The 17,539-nt window shown below is 73.9% G+C and carries 14 protein-coding genes and 1 tRNA gene; 6 read left to right on the top strand and 9 right to left on the bottom strand.

The features are described from left to right. Positions 1-179: 179 nt before the first annotated feature. Together ACZ7IF_RS09790 and ACZ7IF_RS09795 are read right to left on the bottom strand one after the other, a co-directional pair. Positions 180-2,753, bottom strand: a complete 2,574-nt coding sequence (locus ACZ7IF_RS09790) for an ABC transporter permease (protein ID WP_470965781.1) — start codon at positions 2,751-2,753, stop codon at positions 180-182. After that, positions 2,750-3,526 carry an ABC transporter ATP-binding protein gene (locus tag ACZ7IF_RS09795; RefSeq protein ID WP_470966745.1) on the bottom strand — a complete coding sequence of 259 codons (777 nt, stop codon included), beginning with the start codon at positions 3,524-3,526 and terminating at the stop codon, positions 2,750-2,752. Before ACZ7IF_RS09795 ends, ACZ7IF_RS09790 begins: the two co-directional genes overlap by 4 nt. A 399-nt stretch (positions 3,527-3,925) precedes the next feature. Here ACZ7IF_RS09795 and ACZ7IF_RS09800 point away from each other — a divergent pair, with 399 nt between their 5' ends. Together ACZ7IF_RS09800 and ACZ7IF_RS09805 are read left to right on the top strand one after the other, a co-directional pair. Continuing rightward, a complete protein-coding gene (locus ACZ7IF_RS09800) occupies positions 3,926-5,620 on the top strand; it encodes an MDR family MFS transporter (RefSeq protein WP_470965784.1) in 1,695 nt (564 codons plus the stop codon). A gap of 111 nt (positions 5,621-5,731) precedes the next feature. Continuing rightward, positions 5,732-6,577: a hypothetical protein gene (locus ACZ7IF_RS09805; RefSeq protein WP_470965787.1), complete on the top strand. Its 846-nt coding sequence runs from the start codon at positions 5,732-5,734 to the stop codon at positions 6,575-6,577. Between the two features lie 50 nt (positions 6,578-6,627). Here the strand turns inward: ACZ7IF_RS09805 and ACZ7IF_RS09810 are convergent, their stop codons facing one another. Both ACZ7IF_RS09810 and ACZ7IF_RS09815 read right to left on the bottom strand, forming a co-directional pair. Then, positions 6,628-7,131 carry a hypothetical protein gene (locus ACZ7IF_RS09810; protein ID WP_470965790.1) on the bottom strand — a complete coding sequence of 168 codons (504 nt, stop codon included), beginning with the start codon at positions 7,129-7,131 and terminating at the stop codon, positions 6,628-6,630. 221 nt (positions 7,132-7,352) lie between these two features. Next, entirely contained in the window at positions 7,353-7,913 is a 561-nt protein-coding gene (locus tag ACZ7IF_RS09815) for a CGNR zinc finger domain-containing protein (RefSeq protein WP_470965795.1), read from the bottom strand. Between the two features lie 82 nt (positions 7,914-7,995). On the opposite strand from ACZ7IF_RS09815, the gene ACZ7IF_RS09820 reads away from it, so the two are divergent. Next, positions 7,996-8,856 (top strand): alpha/beta fold hydrolase, encoded by an 861-nt coding sequence (locus ACZ7IF_RS09820; protein WP_470965798.1) that lies wholly within the window; start codon positions 7,996-7,998, stop codon positions 8,854-8,856. A gap of 223 nt (positions 8,857-9,079) precedes the next feature. Here the strand turns inward: ACZ7IF_RS09820 and ACZ7IF_RS09825 are convergent, their stop codons facing one another. The 4 genes from ACZ7IF_RS09825 to ACZ7IF_RS09840 form a co-directional block, all read right to left on the bottom strand. Beyond that, positions 9,080-9,688: a DUF7691 family protein gene (locus ACZ7IF_RS09825; protein WP_470965802.1), complete on the bottom strand. Its 609-nt coding sequence runs from the start codon at positions 9,686-9,688 to the stop codon at positions 9,080-9,082. Between the two features lie 425 nt (positions 9,689-10,113). Further along, positions 10,114-10,986 carry a DivIVA domain-containing protein gene (locus ACZ7IF_RS09830; RefSeq protein ID WP_470965805.1) on the bottom strand — a complete coding sequence of 291 codons (873 nt, stop codon included), beginning with the start codon at positions 10,984-10,986 and terminating at the stop codon, positions 10,114-10,116. A 125-nt stretch (positions 10,987-11,111) separates the two neighbouring features. Beyond that, the gene (locus ACZ7IF_RS09835) at positions 11,112-13,613 is read right to left on the bottom strand and encodes an SUKH-4 family immunity protein (protein ID WP_470965809.1); all 2,502 of its coding nucleotides are present in this window, start codon (positions 13,611-13,613) and stop codon (positions 11,112-11,114) included. Positions 13,614-13,620: 7 nt separating this feature from the next. Beyond that, entirely contained in the window at positions 13,621-14,616 is a 996-nt protein-coding gene (locus ACZ7IF_RS09840) for an SMI1/KNR4 family protein (RefSeq protein ID WP_470965813.1), read from the bottom strand. A 228-nt stretch (positions 14,617-14,844) separates the two neighbouring features. Between ACZ7IF_RS09840 and ACZ7IF_RS09845 the strand changes: the two genes are divergently transcribed. Both ACZ7IF_RS09845 and ACZ7IF_RS09850 read left to right on the top strand, forming a co-directional pair. Further along, positions 14,845-15,408, top strand: a complete 564-nt coding sequence (locus ACZ7IF_RS09845) for a YwqJ-related putative deaminase (protein WP_470965817.1) — start codon at positions 14,845-14,847, stop codon at positions 15,406-15,408. Positions 15,409-15,413: 5 nt separating this feature from the next. After that, positions 15,414-15,923 (top strand): SUKH-3 domain-containing protein, encoded by a 510-nt coding sequence (locus ACZ7IF_RS09850; RefSeq protein WP_470965820.1) that lies wholly within the window; start codon positions 15,414-15,416, stop codon positions 15,921-15,923. Positions 15,924-15,937: 14 nt separating this feature from the next. Here the strand turns inward: ACZ7IF_RS09850 and ACZ7IF_RS09855 are convergent, their stop codons facing one another. Next, entirely contained in the window at positions 15,938-17,179 is a 1,242-nt protein-coding gene (locus ACZ7IF_RS09855; RefSeq protein WP_470965823.1) for a sensor histidine kinase, read from the bottom strand. A gap of 185 nt (positions 17,180-17,364) precedes the next feature. Between ACZ7IF_RS09855 and ACZ7IF_RS09860 the strand changes: the two genes are divergently transcribed. Further along, a tRNA-Gln gene (locus ACZ7IF_RS09860) sits at positions 17,365-17,436 on the top strand. The last annotated feature ends 103 nt before the right edge of the window (positions 17,437-17,539 follow it).

A 17,539-nucleotide genomic window follows, 5' to 3' on the forward strand; every position in this document is an offset into this window, starting at 1 on the left:
AGCGCATCGGTCATCTCCCCCCCCCCCCCCTCCCCTCCCTCCCCCCCCCCCCCCCCCCCCCCCCCCCCCCCCCCCCCCCCCCCCCCCCCCCCCCCCCCCCCCCCCCCGCGCTCCCCCGTGGTTCCCCCGTGCTTTCCCCCGTGGTTCCCCCGTTGCTTTCCCCCGTACGACCGCCCCCGCTATTCGCTGGCGATCGCGTTCAGAACGTTCATCCGCCCCGCCCGGAAGGCCGGGACCAGTGCGGCGAACAGGCCCACCAGGGCCGAGCCGGCGAAGACGCCGATGATGGTCGGCCACGGGATCTCCAGCACCTTCAGCCCCTGGAGGGCGAGGAGCTGCTGGGCGGTGGCGCCCCAGCCCATGCCCAGGCCGAGGCCCAGCAGGGCGCCGAAGAGGGCGATGACCACCGACTCCAGGCGGATCATGCGGCGCAGCTGGCGGCGGGAGAGGCCGATGGCGCGCATCAGGCCGATCTCGCGGGTCCGCTCGACCACCGAGAGGGCCAGGGTGTTCACGACACCCAGCACCGCGACGATGATCGCGAGGGCGAGGAGCCCGTAGACCATGTTGAGCAGCTGCCCGACCTGGTCCTTGAGGTCCTGCTTGTAGTCGGTCTGGTTGAGCACCTTGTACTGCGGGTACTCGGCCATGGCCGCCTTGAGCGCCGTGTACGCGCTGTCGGCCTGCCCCTTCTCGGCCTTGGCCAGCAGCATGAACGGGCGCGCCAGCTGGTCGGCCGGGATGTTGGCCTCGGCGGTCGCGGTGCTGACGTACTTCACGCCCTTGTCGAGGTTGCCCTCGTCCGAGGTGATCGCGGCGACCTTCAGCTTGACGGTCTTGCCGCCGTTGAAGGCCACCGTCAGCTCGTCGCCGACCTTGACGTGGTGCTTGTCGGCGTAGAGGGAACCCACCGCCATGGAGCCGGCCGCGTACGCGTCCTTGTGCTCGCCCGCGGTCATCTTGCGGCGTACGTCCTGGGCGTACGTCGGGTCGGTGACGCTGATCCGGTCCTGGGCGGAGGTACCGTCCGGGGCGGTGATCTTCGCCTCGACCTCGCGGTACGCGGTGACGTGGTCCAGGCCCTTGGTGGCCCGCATGGCCTGCTCGGCCTGCGGCATCATCGGCTGGCCGTTCTGCGAGCCCACGATGTAGTCGGCGCCGACGGTGCGGTCGAGCTCGTCGGTGGCGGAGGCCACCATGGAGGAGCCGACCACCGACAGGCAGGCGACCAGCGCCAGTCCGATCATCAGCGCGGCGGCCGTGGCGCCGGTGCGGCGCGGGTTGCGCAGCGCGTTGCGCTCGGCGAGCCGGCCCACGGACCCGAAGGGCCGCAGCACCGGGGCGGCGAGCACCCGGACGACGACGCCGGCCAGCAGCGGGCCGATCACGATGAAGCCGATGAGGCTGAACAGCACGCCGACGGCCAGCCACAGCGAGCCCTCGGAGGCCTTCTCGGCGGCTCCGGCGAGGAACAGGGCCGCCGCGCCGATGCCCGTGAGGACCAGGCCGAGGGCCGCGCGGACCTTGCCGGCCTTCTTGTCGCCGGGGGTTCCGGCGTCGCGCAGGGCGGCCATCGGGGAGACCTTGCCGGCCCGGCGGGCCGGGACGTAGGCGGCGACCACGGTGACGACGACGCCCAGGACCAGGCCGACGACCGGGGTCGTCCACTTGACCGTCAGGTCGCCGGTGGACAGCTGCATGCCCAGCTGGCCCATGAGCTTCATCAGGCCGACGGCCAGGCCCACGCCCGCCGCGACCCCGGCGAGGGAGCCGACGACGCCGAGCAGGAAGGCCTCGATGAGGACCGAGCGGTTGATCTGGCCCCGGTCGGAGCCGATGGCGCGCATCAGGCCGATCTCGCGGGTGCGCTGGGCCACCAGCATCGAGAAGGTGTTGAAGATCAGGAAGATGCCGACGAGGAAGGCGATGCCGGCGAAGCCGAGCATCACGTACTTCATGACGTCGAGGAAGCCCATGTCCTTCTTGTTGGCGGCGGCGGCTTCCTTGGCGGTCTGCAGCTTGTACGTGTCGGCGCCGACCGCGCCCGCCACGTTCTTCTTCAGCTGCTCGTGGGTCACGCCGTCCTTGGCGGTGACGTTGACGTGGGTGAAGGTGCCCGGGGCGCCGAGCAGCTTCTCCTGGGCGGTGGCGGTGTCGAAGTAGACGATGGCCGCGCCCGGGTTGGTCACGGTGAAGGAGGCGATACCGCTGATCTTCGCCCTGATGTCACCGGTGACGGCGATGGTGCGCAGCTCGTCCCCGAGCTTCAGCTTGTGCTTGTCGGCCGTGTCGGCGTCGACCATCACCTCGGTGGGGCCGCGCGGGGCGTGGCCGGAGGTGATCTTCATCGACTTGAGCTCGTTGTCGTTCCAGTTGCCCGCGATGGTCGGGGCTCCGGTGGTCGACCCCATGTTCTCGTTCTTGGAGTTGACGACCGTCACGGCCATCGAGACGACGCCGCCCTCGGCGGACTTGACGCCCTCGGCGCCGCGCACCTTCTCCACGACCGAGCCGGGCAGCCCCTCCGGCTTGCCGCGGCTGGAGATCTCCTCCCCTTCCTCGGCTTCCTTGGGGCTGACGGTGACGTCGGAGCTGGTGACCGCGAACAGCTTGTCGAAGGTGGTGTTCATGGTGTCCGTGAACACCAGGGTCCCGCAGACGAAGGCGACCGACAGCAGTACGGCGACCGCGGAGAGCGCCATCCTGCCCTTGTGCGCGAGGAAGTTGCGCCGCGCGGTCTTCATGACGGTCACGAGGTCCGCCCGCGCGCGTCGAAGTCCTTCATCCGGTCGAGCACCTGGTCGGCGGTGGGCCCGTGCATCTCGTCGACGATGCGGCCGTCGGCGAGGAAGATGACGCGGTCCGCGTAGGAGGCGGCGACCGGGTCGTGGGTGACCATCACGATGGTCTGGCCCAGCTGGTCGACCGACTGGCGCAGGAAGCCGAGGACCTCGGCGCCGGCGCGGGAGTCCAGGTTTCCGGTCGGCTCGTCGCCGAAGATGATCGCCGGGCGTGCGGCGAGGGCGCGGGCGACCGCCACGCGCTGCTGCTGGCCGCCGGACAGCTCGGTCGGGCGGTGCTTGAGGCGGCCCGCGAGGCCGACCGTCTGGACGACCCGGTCCAGCCACTGCGGGTCCGGCTTGCGGCCCGCGATGTCCATGGGGAGGGTGATGTTCTCCAGGGCGTTGAGCGTCGGCAGCAGGTTGAACGCCTGGAATATGAAGCCGATCTTGTCCCGGCGCAGCTGCGTGAGCTTCTTGTCCTTCAGGCCGGTGATCTCGGTGTCCTCCAGGTGGATCTGCCCGCCGGTCACCGTGTCCAGCCCGGCCAGGCAGTGCATCAGCGTGGACTTGCCGGAGCCGGAGGGGCCCATGATCGCGGTGAACTGGCCGCGGTGGATGTCCACGTCCACGTGGTCGAGGGCGACGACGCGGGTCTCGCCGGAGCCGTAGGCCTTGACGACCTGGCGCGCCCGGGCCGCGACGGAGTTCTGTCCCCCGCCGCTCCCGTGCCTGGTCTCGGTCATCGCCGTTGTCACGGTGCTGTCTCCCCTGTTGGTGTGCGTGTGCGTGTGCGTTGCGCCCGAGGCGCGGGTGGCCCTGCCGTACGCGTACGTGCGTCCGCGCCGGTACGTGCGTCGTCGTCGCCGTCGAAGTCTGCGGTGCGGGAGGCACCGGGCGCGCTGGTGCCCATCGCCGTATCCACCGGGGGGTTAACCCCACCCCGCCCCCCGGCGGCCCCGCTCGTATGAACCAGTTAAGGACCTCGCGGGCCTTTCGGCCTCCTCCGCCGGGACGAACGTCCCCTGGGCCCAAATGCTGAGCTACCCCTAGGGGTTGTCCACCCTTCGACGGACCCGGGGTAGGGGTCGCCGAGGGACCGGGCGCCCGTGAGACGGGGATTCCGCCCGGAGCGGCCCGGTGAGATGGTGTTCCCCGCAGACGAGGGGAACGTGGTGGAAGCAGGAGATTACGGGGCGAAAAGCTCCACGGAAGCCTCCGCGGAGGGGACGGCGGACCCCGCACGCCCCACCGGGGGAAGGGCCTCCGCGGACGACCCCGTACCCGGAACGGCCTCGGGACCGGACTCCGGGGCGGCTGCCGCGGCGGGCCCCGGGGCCGACGGGGGCGTGCGCGGACGGCCGCCCACCCGGGTGGTGGTGTCGCTGATGCTGAGCATGGCCCTGGTCGCGCTCGACAGCACGATCGTCTCCACCGCCGTCCCGCAGATCGTCGGGGACCTCGGCGGGTTCTCCGTCTTCTCCTGGCTGTTCTCCGGCTACCTCCTCGCCGTCACCGTCACCCTCCCCGTCTACGGCAAGCTCAGCGACACCTTCGGCCGCAAGCCCGTCCTGCTCTTCGGCACCGCCCTCTTCCTGGCCGGCTCCCTGCTGTGCGCGTCCGCCTGGAACATGGCCGCGCTCATCGCCTTCCGGATCGTCCAGGGGCTGGGAGGCGGAGCCCTGCAGAGCACCGTGCAGACCCTGGCCGCCGACCTCTACCCGCTGCGCGAGCGCCCCCGCATACAGGCCCGGATGACCACCGTGTGGGCGAGCTCCGCCCTGCTCGGCCCGGCGTTCGGCGGAATGCTGGCCGGGTACGCGGGCTGGCGCTGGACCTTCCTGATCAACGTGCCGCTGGCCGGGCTGGCCCTCTGGCTGACCACCCGCCACCTCGTGGAACCCGTACGCTCCCCCGGCCGCCGGGGCCCGGTGGACTGGGCCGGGGCGCTCGCCGTCTTCGCCTGCGGCGGGCTGCTGCTCTTCGCGCTGGTGCAGGGAGGGGTGGCCTGGCCCTGGCTGTCGGCGCCCTCGCTGGCACTGCTGGGCGCGAGCGCGGTCCTGGCCGCGGTGGTGGTCCGGGTGGAGCGCCGGGCCGAGGAACCGATCCTGCCCGGCTGGGTGTGGCGCCGGCGCACCATCGCCGCCGTGAACCTGGCGATGGCGGCGCTGGGGCTGCTGATGGTCGCCCCGATGGTGTTCATGCCGACGTACGCCCAGTCCGTGCTCGGGCTCGGACCGGTCGGAGCCGGGCTCCTGACCGCCCTGATGACCCTGAGCTGGCCGCTGTCGGCCGCCGTCTGCCAGCACGTGTACCGGCGCATCGGCTTCCGCGACACCGCCGCCCTGGGCATGGGGCTGGCGTCGGTGGTCCTGTTCGCCTTCGCCCTGCTGCCGTACCCGGCGCGGCCGTGGCAGCCCGCGCTGGTGATGCTGCTGCTGGGCGCCGCCCTCGGGCTCTTCCAGCTGCCGCTGGTGGTCGGGGTGCAGTCCACGGTGGGCTGGGCCGAGCGGGGGACCACGACGGCCTCGGTGCTGTTCTGCCGCACCGTCGGGCAGAGCGTGGGGGCCGCGCTGCTGGGGGCGGTGGCCAACGCGACCGTCGCCGGCCGGCTGGCGGGGACTCCGCTGCCGGGGCTGCCGGAGCGCCTCGACGACGTGTCGCGGGCCCTGGCGGAGCCCGGCGCCCTGTCGCCGGCCGCCTCGGAGCACCTGCGGGGGGCGGTGGCGGCCGCGGTGGAGCACATCTTCCTCGGCGCGACGGCCGCCGGGGTGGCGGCGGTGCTGGTGCTGCTGCTGGTGGCGCCGCGCAGGTTCCCGGTGCTGCCGGAGCACGAGTAGCGGGGCGGCGGCGGGCCGGTCCGCTCCTCGTGCTCCGGCCCGCCAGCCGGGTTGTCATGTCCGGGTCCGGTGGGTGACCCTCTTGCCCAGGACCGTATCCGGGGGGACGACATGGCATCCGCACTCTTCGCGCTCGCGTTACTGGCCGCCCTGGCCGGACCGGTGGCCCTGCGCCTGCGCCGCCGGCCGGGCTTCGTCACCGGCCGCGACGGCCGGCTCTCCACCTCCACCACCCTCGCGCTGGCCTGGACGGTGATCCTGGTCTGGCTGCTGCTCGCGGTCCTCGCGTACGGGCTGACGGCCGGCGGCGGCATCTCCTACTTCCGAGGCACCGGCTCCGACGGCCCGCTGTCGTCCCTGACCTCGGTGTACCTGCCGCTGCTCGGGGGCCCGTACGCGGCCCTGATCGCGGCGAAGGCCGTCGTCGGCTTCCGGGTGGAGAACGGCAGCATGGCCAAGCCGGCCCCCAAGCCCACCCCCGGCGGCCGCCGCCCGCTGCGTGAGCTGATCGCGAACGACAGCGGCCGGACCGACCTGGTGGACCTCCAGTACGTGGCCCTGAGCGCGGTCACGATGCTCTACGTCGTCCTCTTCTTCCTCTCCGACGTGGGCGGCGGGCTGCCCCGGCTGCCCGCCGAGATCTGGGCACTGACCGGCGCTCCGGCGGGGGCCTACCTGGTGAACAAGATGGCCACCCGCGCCAACCCGGTGATCACCGACGTCACCGTCACCCCCGAGGGGCTGCTCCGGGTGGAGGGCGGCGGCTTCACCGAGCCCCGCCTCACGGTGGACGACACCCCGCTCGCGGTGACGCCGGACGCGGCGACCGGCGCCCTGACGGCCCCGCTGCCGGCCACGGCGAAGCCGCCGTTCACGGTGGTGGCCGTCTCGCGCGGGCTGCGGAGCGACCCGTACCGCTACGAGGGCGCCCCCGCGGCTCCGGCCCGGCGGGCATGACGGGGGCCCGGCACCCTCGGGTGCCGGGCCCCTCGTTCGTCAAGGGAAGATCAGCCCAGGGTGCGGAACGGGGATTCGTAGTAGTCGGCCTCTTCCTCCTCGTCGGCGGCGTCGCTGCCGTCGCTCTCGGCCGGCGCCTGGACGGGGGCCTGGGCGGCCTCCTCGCGCTTGTCCTTCTCGCCCTGCTCCGGCTTCTGCTCCGGCTTCTGGCCCGGCTCGGCGGCCTCGAAGACGACGGCGACGGCCGGGAAGTCGCCCGCCTTCTCCCCCGGGCCCGCGGCCAGGACCGGCTCGCCGTCGCAGTTCTTGTTGTCGAACAGCAGGGCCACCTTGTCGGTCTCGTTGGCGACCTCCTCGAGCGAGGAGGCGTCGGTCACGGCCAGCGGCTGGCACTTGCCTTCGGTCAGGTCGCTCACCTGCCCGGTCTTGCTTTCGCCGTCCTGGAGGAAGCTGTAGCTGAGGGCCTTGCCGTCGTCCGCGAGCGCGGTGGCGGCGGTCGGCAGGACGAGGGTGAGGGCTCCGGCGAGGGCTACGGCGGTGGTGCGAAGACGCATGAGGGGGTTCCGTTCTTCTCTTCCACGGGCGGATGCCGGTCCGGTGGCATCCGGGACGGAGCGTAGAAGCGCGACGCGTTGGCGAAACCTTTCCTCAGCGGGAGCGCGCCCCGAGGTTCACCCACCCTGCCCCCCACGGGCTCACCCCGCCGCCCCCTCCGGGGAGATCCGGTTGACCCGCCACCCCTCGGCGGTCTCGGTCAGCGACTCCCACTCGCGGCTCACGCGCCCTCCCCCTTGTGCCGGGCGTAGTAACGGGCCACCCGGGCCCGGTTGCCGCAGGCCGAAGCCACGCACCAGCGGCGGCGGGGGTGCGCGGGCAGGAAGAGCAGTACGCAGTCCTGCGCCTCGCACTCGCGCACCGCCGTCACCCGGGGGTCCGTCAGCAGCAGCACCACGGCCTCCGCGAGCTCCGCGGCGAGCCGCTGCGCCGGGGCGGCCTCCCGGTACGGGGCCGCCGTCATGCCGGTCAGCGCTGTCCAGGCCAGCTCGGTGCGGGCCGGGGCCGCGGCGAGGATCCCGTTGAGCGCGGCCAGCTCGCCGGCCGGGGGACGCTCACCCCGCCGGGCGGCGGCGAGCAGCGGCCCGGCCGCCTCCCGCACGGCGTGCACGGCGGCCACCTCGGCCTCCCCGACCTCCGCGACGTGGCTCAGCCGCCCGGGCTCCTCGGCCAGCCAGGCGGCGAGTCCCGCCCGGTCGGCGATGAGGTCGCCGGCACCGGCGGGCCGGGTGTTCAGCAGGTCGAGGGCGAGGGGCTCGCCCAGCAGCGGGAAGACGTTCACGCCGCTAATGCTAGCAATACCTCTTGACCCATTAGCCACACCTGCCGCAGACTAATGCCACCGAAGCCCAAGGAGGCATGTGATGATCGCTCACCGCACCGTCGACGTGGACGGCGTGACCGTCGCCTACCGCGAGAGCGGCCCGGCCGACGGCCCGGTCCTGCTGCTCCTGCACGGCTTCCCGACCGCCTCGCACCAGTTCACCCGCCTGATGGACGCGCTCGGCGACACCCCCTACCGGCTGATCGCCCCCGACTACCCCGGCTTCGGCCGCACCACCGCCCCGCACGGGTTCACGTACACCTTCGACCGGCTCGCCGACATCGTGGAGGGCTTCACCGACGCCCTCGGCCTCGACCGCTTCGCCCTGTACGTCTTCGACTTCGGCGCCCCCGTCGGACTGCGGCTCGCGACCCGCCGGCCGGACCGCGTCACGCACCTGATCGTCCAGAACGGCAACGCGTACGACGAGGGCCTGTCCGACGCCGCCCGGGAGTTCGCCGGGCTACGGCGCGAGGTGCCCGGCAACGAGGAGCGCGTCCGCGCCCTGTTCACCGAGGAGGGCACCCGCTTCCAGTACGAGACCGGCGTCGCGGACCCCTCCCTGGTCTCCCCCGACAACTGGACGCTCGACGTCCACTACCTCGGCCTGCCCGGCCGCGCCGACGCCCAGGCCGACCTCGCCTTCGACTACGCCTCGAACTTCACCCACTACCCCGCCTGGCAGGCCTGGCTCCGCACGGCCGCCGTCCCGGTCCTCGTCGCCTGGGGCGCCGGCGACCCCTTCTTCACCCCGGCGGGCGCCAAGGCGTACCTCCACGACGCGCCCCACGCCGAGGTACACGTCTTCGAGGGCGCGGGCCACTTCGCCCTGGAGACCCACCTCTCCGAAATCGCCCCGCTGATCCGCGACTTCCTCACTCCCACCGCCGCCGGCCGGTGACGCTCCCGGGCCGGCGCACCGCGTGCACGCCGGCCCCCGCCCGGTACGACGCGGCAACGACGGCGACGCTGTCGCCCAAGGCCGGCGCGGCAAAGCCGGGGCGGCCGGCACCAGCCCCAAGAATCGTTTCCGCACGGGCCCCCATGACGTCCCACCGCCCCAGCAAGCGCACCCGGTCGGGCACCCCCTCGACGCCGGCCCGCCCCAACAGCTCACGCACCTCCTAGGACCGGAAACCCACGATCCCGAACCCGGGCCGCGCCTCGACCTGCCGCAGCCACCCCAGCACGTCCTGGACGGCCTCCGCCACCTCGCTGTCCAGCAGCGGGACATGCCCCTGCCGCTTGGTCTCCTCGAACTGCTCCAGCGCCTTCACGCACTGCTCGTACGTCCACTCGCCGCAACCCGGCGTGTACGTGGACGGCAGCCCGCCGGGCAGATCGGAGAAGTCGAAGTCCTCGACGGAAACGGCGTCGACCTTCAGGGCGCGCAGCCCCGCGTCGACCATCGACAGCCAGTCGCCCCGGTACGGGGAGAAGGAGGAGTTGTCGAGGAAGGTCCCGGTCAGGCCACAGAGCCGCTTGTAGGCGTAGGCGTACTGGAAGGCGTGCTCCCGGTCCTCACTGAACGGCCCGCCGTACACCACCGCGCGCAGCGCCTCGTACGCGGTGGGCGCGCCGTTCTCGATCTCGGAGTCGAACCAGTCGTCATCGTGCGCCAGGTCGGCGGCGAACCTCTCCCGGACGATGTCCAGGAGCGCGTCGTCGCGGGAGCCGACCAGGGCGTGGGCAGCGTTCAGATCAAGCAGGTACACACTCAGCGAGGAACTCATACCGCGAGGCTAACGCCGCCCACTGACAACCCACTTGGCAGCTCGATCCGCCCCCTTTACCCCGCCGAAGCACTGGGGCTCCTCCTCGGGGGAGCCGGTCCCCTGCCCCCAGCTGCGTCCCCGGGCAGGGCTGGAGGCTGTCGGCGGGGCCGGACGGTGACGTGAGGGGGCGGGGGCGGGGTGGGGTGTTGGCCGGGACTGAAACGAGATGAATCCGGCGCGCGGTACCGCTCGCGAACCGGAACAGGAACGGGCGCCGAACATCGAAGCCCGTCCCGGACGACACCCCACCCGCCCCCGACCCCGGCCCCCGCAGCCACCCCCCAGGCACCCCGCCCAGCCAGGCAACGGCCCTCACCGCCAACCGCCCGGCCAGGACAGAGGCCCGGCCAGGGCAACCGCCCGGCCAGGGCAACGACGACCCCCTACCCCTCCGCCGGCGCCCGCCCCGTCAGAGCCGCCAGGCTGGAGCGGACGTGGCTCATGTGGGCCCGCATCTCCTCCTGCGCCTCCGCGTGCTCCCGCAGGATCCGGTCCGTCTCGCGCCCCGTCCGCTCCTCCCGGACCCGCGCCTGCGCGACCAGCTCCTCCGCCCGCGCCTCCGCGTCCTCCTGGCCGTGCCGCGCCGACTCCTCCGCCTCCGCGAACCCCCGCCGCGCCTCCGCCAGCCGCGCCTCCGCGTACCGCTCCAGCTCCGCGTACCGCGCGTCCTGCTCGTCCGCCCGCGCCGCCAGCTCCCGCCCCGACGCGTCCCACCGCTCGACCTGCTCCTGCTCGCGCTCCGCGAGCAGCGCCCGCGCCCGGCGCCCCGTCTCCGCCAGCGCGGCCTGTGCCTCGGACCGCCACCCCGCCGCGTCCTCCCGCGCCTCCGACCGGAGCGCGTCCGCCTCCCGCTGAGCCCGCAGCAGCCCCTGCCGCGCCCGCACCTCGGTCTGCTCGCGCACCGCCTCCGCGTCGTGCCGCGCCAGCTCGGCCACCCGGTCGGCGTGCGCCTCGGCCGCGCCCGCCGCCTCCGCCGCGTCCGCCCGCGCCTCCTCCCGCAGGACCTCCGCCTCCTCCTGCGCCAGTTGCAGGATCCGCCGCGCGCGCTCGCTCAGCTCGTCGTACGTCTGCGGAGCCAGCGCGGCCACGGCCGCCCGCAACCGTTCGGCCTCCGCCTCCATCTGACGGGCCAGCACGGTCAGCCGCGCCACCCGCTCCCAGGCCTCGTCCCGGCTGCCGGACAGTCGCGCGAGATACCGGTCGACTTCGTCCATCCGGTAGCCGCGACCGCGCACAGTCGCAAAGGGTGCAGTCATCCTGGGAGCGCCTCTCTCGCGGGGATTGCTGTCAAGGATGCGTCATTTGCTCGCAGAAGCCGGAATGGCCGGGCCGGGTCCCCCACACGAGGGGACCCGGCCCGGCCACGTCTGCGGTCATCCCGTCAGAGCAGTCCGTCCCACATCTGCTCCAGCAGCACCGACCACCAGCTCTCCGGCGAGGCCAGCGCCGCGCTGTCCAGACCCGCCAGATTCGCCTGGAAATCGACGGTCCAACGCCCGGCCTGCTCCGGCGTCAGATGCTGGCGCAGCCGCCACATGTGACCCAGCATCGCCAGCGAGCGCGCGAACTGCGGCAGGCTCGAATTCACGAACTGCGGCGGCACGGGCGCCCCGCCGGGACCGGCCTCCACCGGCACCGCCACTATGTGAGCGGTCCCGTACTGGACGCACAGCGCCTTGCCGAAGTCGCTGCCGACGACCAGGTACGAGCCCGCGTCGGACGCCGGCTGCACCCCGCGCTGCGCGGCCAGCTCGGCCAGCGTCGGCACCGGCTGGCCGGGCACCGCCTGCGCCCAGAAGAACGGCCCGAAGTCGACCGGCAGACCCGCCCACATCAGGGTCTGCGCCACGATCTCCGGCACGCCCTGACGGGACACCGCCCGCTGGTCGAAGCGGAAGACCCCCTGCGGCCCGAAGGCGCCCGCCAGCTCCTGCGCGATCGCGTCCATCGGGATCGCCGGCTGGAGCGGGACCTGCGGCAGCGGCGCCCGGACCGGCGCGGGGCGCGCGGGTCCGTCGGCCACCTGGTGCAGCTCACCCTGATGGGTGAGCAGATGGCGCATGCCCTGCTGACGGCCCGCGTGGTCGGTCCCGTACGGGGCCACGCTGGTGATCCGCACCTGCGGCCAGGTCTCCCGGATCATCCGGGCGCAGTAACCGCCGGGCAGCTCACAGGAGGCCAGCTCGGTGTGCAGCTCCAGCACCTGCTGCGGCGGCACGTTCATCGCGCGGAGCTCGTACAGGATCTGCCACTCGGGGTGCGGGGTACCGGGCGCCGAGCGGCGGATCAGCTGCTGCTCGGAGCCGTCGGGCGCGCGGTAGCGCAGCACCGCCTGGTAGCCGGGGCCGACCGTGGGCGCGCCGGACGGGGCCTGCGGCTGCCCGGCCGGGGCGGGCGGCGGGCCCGGAGGCGTGCCGGGCGGCGGGCCGGGCGGCTGCACCGCACCGGGACCGGCCAGCATGGTCGCGGCGTGGTGCCCGCCGGCCCCGGGAGCACCGGGCGCACCCGGAGCACCGGGAGGCCCGGGCGGCTGTACGACGGCGGGACCGGCGAGCATCGTCGCGGCATGGTCCAGCCCCCCGCCGCCCAGGGAGCCGGACGCACCGGGAGCACCGGGCGGACCAGGCGGCGTCGGCGCACCAGGAGCACCGGGCGGCTGCACCACACCCGGCGCCGCCAGCATGGTCGCGGCCTGGTGCGCGCCGGCCCCGGGAGCCCCAGGCGTACCGGGAGCACCCGGAGCACCAGGAGGCGCGGGCGGAGCCGGAGGACCCGGCGGACCAGGAGGCGCCGGCGGGCCGGGCGGCTGCACCACGGCCGGACCGGCGAGCATGGTCGCGGCGTGGTCCAGCCCCCCGCCCAGGGAACCGGGCGCACCAGGGGCCGCGGGAGCGCCCGGAGCCCCGGGCGGACCGGGCGGACCGGGAGGCGCCGGCGGCGTCCCCGGAGGCGTCGGCGTCATGCCCGGCGCGGCCAGCATCGTGGCGGCGTACTGCGCCCCACCACCGGGCGCACCCGGCGCACCGGGCGCACCGGCCTGCGGCGGCTGCTGCGGGGCCGGCGGTGCCTGCGGTGCCTGCGGAGGCTGCGCGGCCCCGCCCGGCCGGGAGACGCGGGCCCGGCTCGTCGGCGCGTCGGCGATGGCCGCGGCGTCCGCCGGAACCGCCAGCGCCGGAGCCACGGTCGTCTTCGGCAGCTGGCTGCCGCCCGCCATCAGCGTGGTCTTGGCCTCCGGGGCCACCCCCGAGGCGGAGGGCGCGTCGTCCAGGTCGGAGCCGGACAGCGGCGGCGCGAACACGGTGGCGGGCAGCGGCACGGAGCCGTCGTCGGCCCCGGAGTTCACGTCCGTACCGGCCCACGGCGTGGACCCGGCCGGCACCCCGTCGTTCGCGGTCGGCTCGTAGGGCACCTCACCCCCGCGACCGAGCGGAACCGGACCCTCCGAAGCACCCGCACCCGCACCCGAAGCAGCAGCCGCAGCCGGAGCCGAAGCCCCCGCCGGCGGGATCCCCGCCCGGTCCGCCGCCTCCTGCAGCCACTGCGGCGGCGTCAGCATGAACGAGGTCTGCTCCGAGTCGATCCGCGGCGGCGGAACCGAAGCCTCCGAAGCCGCAGACGCGGCAGCCGCCCCGTACTCCTCCTCGTACCGCCGGATCACCTCGCCCACCGGCAGCCCCGGCCACAGCGTCACCTCACCGCTGTCCCGCGCGATGACCAGCCGCTGCCGGCCGCCACCGGACACCGGACCGGCCGCCCGGTCCTCGGCCCACACCACGAACCCGAGTCCGAACTCCCGTACCCGCACCTCACGGTGCTGGTACGCGGGCACGTCCCCGTTGATCCACTCCTCGGCGCGCTCCTGCGCCTGCGCGAACGTCACCACGACGGCCTCACCCCTCACCCATGCCGGCGCCGGACACTGCAACCGAACGCGCGAATCCGCCGTCCACCATCAGACCGGCCACCGTCTCCAGCTCCGGCGGATTACCCGCCAACCGCTCCAGGAAGGCATCGAAATCGGCACCGCACGGCAGCAACAGACGCTCCACCCGCTCCTGCACCGACCAGCCGTCCCGGTCACGCGCGTCGTCGTACGGGGAGAACCAGACGGAGCCCACGCCCTCGCCCTTCACCTTCACCGCGAGCAGCCCGCCCTGCACGAAGGCCACGCACAGGTAGTCCTTCGTCAGGTGGTCCCGCAGACACTTGTTGACGTACACCAGGTCGTTGACCGCCGCCTCCTCACGCACCGTGAAGAACGGCTGGTCCACCAGCAGCCCCAGCTCCACCAGCAGCCCCGCGCCCACCGGCGCGCAGCCGCCCGCCGCCTTCAGGAAGGACCGGTACGCCTCCGGCAGCCGGTAGCCGAGGTCCTCCTCGACGCCCTGCACCTGGAGCTCCGACACCGACACCAGGGCCTTCGGCAGCCCCAGGTGCGCCGGACGCGCCTCCTGCAGCGGCCGCGCCCCGCGCTTGTCGTGGTCCACCGGGGCCGTCGCCAGACCCGCGTGGTGCCGCAGCAGCGCCTTGACCTCGACCGGGACCAGCTCCATCCGCCGCGAACCGGCGACGTGGTGCCAGGTCCAGCCGTGCGGGGTCGCCGCCGGACCCACCGTGTCCCACAGCGGGTGGGCGGCGGCACGCATCGCCGCGTTGGCGGACACGAAGTCCGTCAGGCGCAGCTCGTCCACGCCGAAGCCCTCCGGGGGCTCGGCGATCTCCACGGCCGCGCGCGCGTAGCGCGAGAAATCGGGATGACCGTTGGCGTCCATCCGCACCCCGTGGGGATGCCGAGCGGCCCGGACCGGGTCCGGGAAATGCACGACCTGCCCCGAGTAAGCGGCGTTGGGTGGCGCGGCCTGCTGCCCGAGCCGACCTGTCGTCATGGCGGTAGCCCCCTGCTGGATCTGGCTGGTTCACCACAGCCTATGTGCTCCGGCAAGACCCTCACCCGCCCCCGAGCCACGCGTGCGCCGACGGGGCGGGAACATCCGAATTGATACGAATCTTCGACCCCGCTTCCGCGCGACAGGTGACATTTGACAGGCTGTCCCGCAGCACGGGGGCGTGCGCGACAGCGACCACCACCGCCGCCACGGGAGGGAAGAGCAACCATGCAGACCGCGACCACACGGACCGCGACCACACAGAACGCGGCACCCCGCACGGGCCGCCCGCAGCCGGCCGACGCCGGCCCCGCGGGCGACCCCCGCCTGCGCTGGAGCAGCACCGGCACCGCCCAGACCACACCCGTGCTCCGCTTCCGCCGGGACGGCATCCTGCCCACCGTCGCCGCCGCGCTCTCCGTCCGCGGGGAAACCCTCACCGGCACCGCCGGCAAGGGCGACCAGCCGCCCGCCCTGCACCCCCTCGTCCAGGACTTCCTCGACACCCTCACCAGCGGCCAGCGCGAGCGCTTCACCGGCCGGTGCCCCGAAGCCATCCTGCTCTCCCGCCACCTCGCCGCCGTCGAGGGCGCCCGCAGCAAGCGCGCCTCCCGCAAGCCGCTCTCGGCGAGCGAAGCCCGCCGCTCCCTCAAGCACGCCCGCATAACCGCCCGCCACATCCGCGAGGACGGCGACCCCTTCCACGGCACCTACGCGCCGCCCTGCCGCTCCTGCGACGCGCTCCTCAACCACTTCGGCGTACGCCCCGTCGACCTCACCCACCCCGAGTAGCCACCATGACCGCGTCCTCCGCCTCCTACGACCGCTCCTCGGCCACCCGGTTCCCCGGCCCCGTGGACTCCGCCCTGCGCACCGCCGGATGGGAACCCGGCCGCTGGGACATCAAGCAGGCCGAATACTGGGCCGACGCCCTGCGCGACCACACCACCCCCGCCGGCCACCGGCACACCGTCTTCCCCGCCGCCGTCGAGGCCTGGGCCGAATTCGGCGGCCTCACCCTCACCGCCCCGGGCCCCGGCCGCCAGATAGCCCCCACGCCCGTACGCGTGGACCCCCTGACCGGCCTCCACCTCGCCCGCACCTTCGCCGACCTCGGACGCGCCCTGTCCACCCAGCTCTGCCCGCTCGGCGCGGGCACCGACGGCGGCTCGCACCTCGCCATCGACCGCGAAGGCCGCGTCTACCTCGTCGACCACACCGGCGACTGGTACCTCGGCGCCGGACTCGACGAGGCCCTCACCCTCCTCCTCACCGGCCTCCAGCCCGCCCGCCTCACCACCGGCTGACGGACCCGCCGCGACTACCGGGCGGGCAGCACGGCCGACACCTTGAACCCGCCCGCGTCCGTCGGCCCGGACACGAACACCCCGCCCAGCCCCAGCACCCGCTCCCGCATCCCCACCAGCCCGTTCCCCCCGCTGGGCAGATCGGCACCCCGCGCCTCCCCCTCGCACGGCCCGTTCTCCACCTGCATGGCCACCTCCCCCTCCCGGTGCGCCAGCCGTACGACGACCCGCGCGCCCGGGGCGTGCTTGTGGCAGTTGGTCAGCGCCTCCTGCACCACCCGGTACGCCGTCTGCTCCACCTCGGGCCGGTAACCGCCGCCCTCACCCTGCACCAGCACCTCCACGGCCATCCCGGCCGCCCGCGACTGCCCCACCAGCACCTCCAGCTCCCCCAGCGAAGGCCCCTCCTCCAGGGCCGCCGGCGCGGACACCTCCCGCACCGGCTGCTTCTCCGGAGCCCGCAGCACCCCCAGCATCTCCCGCAGCTCCGTCAACGCCTGGCGCCCCATGTCACCCACCAGCGCCGCGTTCCGCACCGCCTTCACGGGATCCTTCGCCGCCACCGCCTGCAGCGCCGCCGCGTGCACCACCATCAGCGACACCCGGTGCGCCACCACGTCGTGCATCTCCCGCGCGATCCGCGTCCGCTCCTCCTGCCGGGCCCACTCGGCCCGCTCCTCCGCCCGGTCCGCCAGCAGCGACAGCTCCCGCTCCAGCGAGTCCGCCCGCTCCTGCAGGCTCTCCATCAGCCGGCGCCGCGCGCCCACGTACAGCCCGAGCAGGACCGGCGGCACGGTCAGCGCCACCGCCATGAACACGGACAGCACGATCACGAGCGTGCCGTCGGCCTCCACGTCCCCGCGGGTCTGTACGTACGTCACCACGAACGTCCCCGCCAGCGACATCGAGGCCAGCGTCGCGAGGACCCGCCGGGGCACCTCGCAGGCGGCCAGCGTGTACAGCCCCACGACGCTCAGCAGGAAGCCCATCGTGGCGGGCGTGACGGCGATCCCGACGAGCACCACCGCGACCGGCCAGCGCCTGCGCAGCGCCAGCGCCGAGCCCACGAGCGCCCCGAACAGCACCCCTGCCCACACCGGCACCCCGGCCTCGCGCGCGGTCGGCACCCCCTCGAAGGCGCACTCGACGGCCGAGGCCACCCCGAGCCCCACATCGAGCACGGCCCCCCGCCGCCGCTCCCACCACCAGGGCCCGTCCCGGCCCGTCCCCTCGCGCTCATCCCCCGTACTGGTCATGCCGTCCAGCGTACGCAGCGGGCCCGGCACAGCGACGGGCCGAAATTCCCTGAACCGCCGACGGCCGAAAGGCGCCGGTCCACACCGCCGCATTGACCGTCGCGTCGAGGGGGCAGGGTGCGGCATAGTAGGAGCGATCAACTTGGACCAGGACGACCAGATGTCCGATTCGAGTGGGTTGGCTATCCCCTGTGGTGTAATTGGCAGCACTGAGGCTTTTGGTGCCTTATGTCCGGGTTCGAGTCCTGGCGGGGGAGCTGGGCACGTTCGGGTCCCGACCACCACGGTCGGGACCCGGCCTCGTTTCCGGGCCGTGACCCCCCGCTATCCTTCACGGGTCCACCCCCGAAGCCGAAGGGC

The sequence above is a fragment of the Streptomyces sp. NPDC037421 genome (assembly GCF_055602105.1).

What these genes read in the sequence shown, in the direction of transcription:
- ACZ7IF_RS09795 (WP_470966745.1), bottom strand. Translation starts at nt 3,526, where the DNA reads ATGACCGAGACCAGGCACGGGAGCGGCGGGGGACAGAACTCCGTCGCG.
- ACZ7IF_RS09800 (WP_470965784.1), top strand. Translation starts at nt 3,926, where the DNA reads ATGGTGTTCCCCGCAGACGAGGGGAACGTGGTGGAAGCAGGAGATTAC.
- ACZ7IF_RS09805 (WP_470965787.1), top strand. Translation starts at nt 5,732, where the DNA reads ATGGCATCCGCACTCTTCGCGCTCGCGTTACTGGCCGCCCTGGCCGGA.
- ACZ7IF_RS09810 (WP_470965790.1), bottom strand. Translation starts at nt 7,131, where the DNA reads ATGCGTCTTCGCACCACCGCCGTAGCCCTCGCCGGAGCCCTCACCCTC.
- ACZ7IF_RS09820 (WP_470965798.1), top strand. Translation starts at nt 7,996, where the DNA reads ATGATCGCTCACCGCACCGTCGACGTGGACGGCGTGACCGTCGCCTAC.
- ACZ7IF_RS09825 (WP_470965802.1), bottom strand. Translation starts at nt 9,688, where the DNA reads ATGAGTTCCTCGCTGAGTGTGTACCTGCTTGATCTGAACGCTGCCCAC.
- ACZ7IF_RS09830 (WP_470965805.1), bottom strand. Translation starts at nt 10,986, where the DNA reads ATGACTGCACCCTTTGCGACTGTGCGCGGTCGCGGCTACCGGATGGAC.
- ACZ7IF_RS09840 (WP_470965813.1), bottom strand. Translation starts at nt 14,616, where the DNA reads ATGACGACAGGTCGGCTCGGGCAGCAGGCCGCGCCACCCAACGCCGCT.
- ACZ7IF_RS09845 (WP_470965817.1), top strand. Translation starts at nt 14,845, where the DNA reads ATGCAGACCGCGACCACACGGACCGCGACCACACAGAACGCGGCACCC.
- ACZ7IF_RS09850 (WP_470965820.1), top strand. Translation starts at nt 15,414, where the DNA reads ATGACCGCGTCCTCCGCCTCCTACGACCGCTCCTCGGCCACCCGGTTC.
- ACZ7IF_RS09855 (WP_470965823.1), bottom strand. Translation starts at nt 17,179, where the DNA reads ATGACCAGTACGGGGGATGAGCGCGAGGGGACGGGCCGGGACGGGCCC.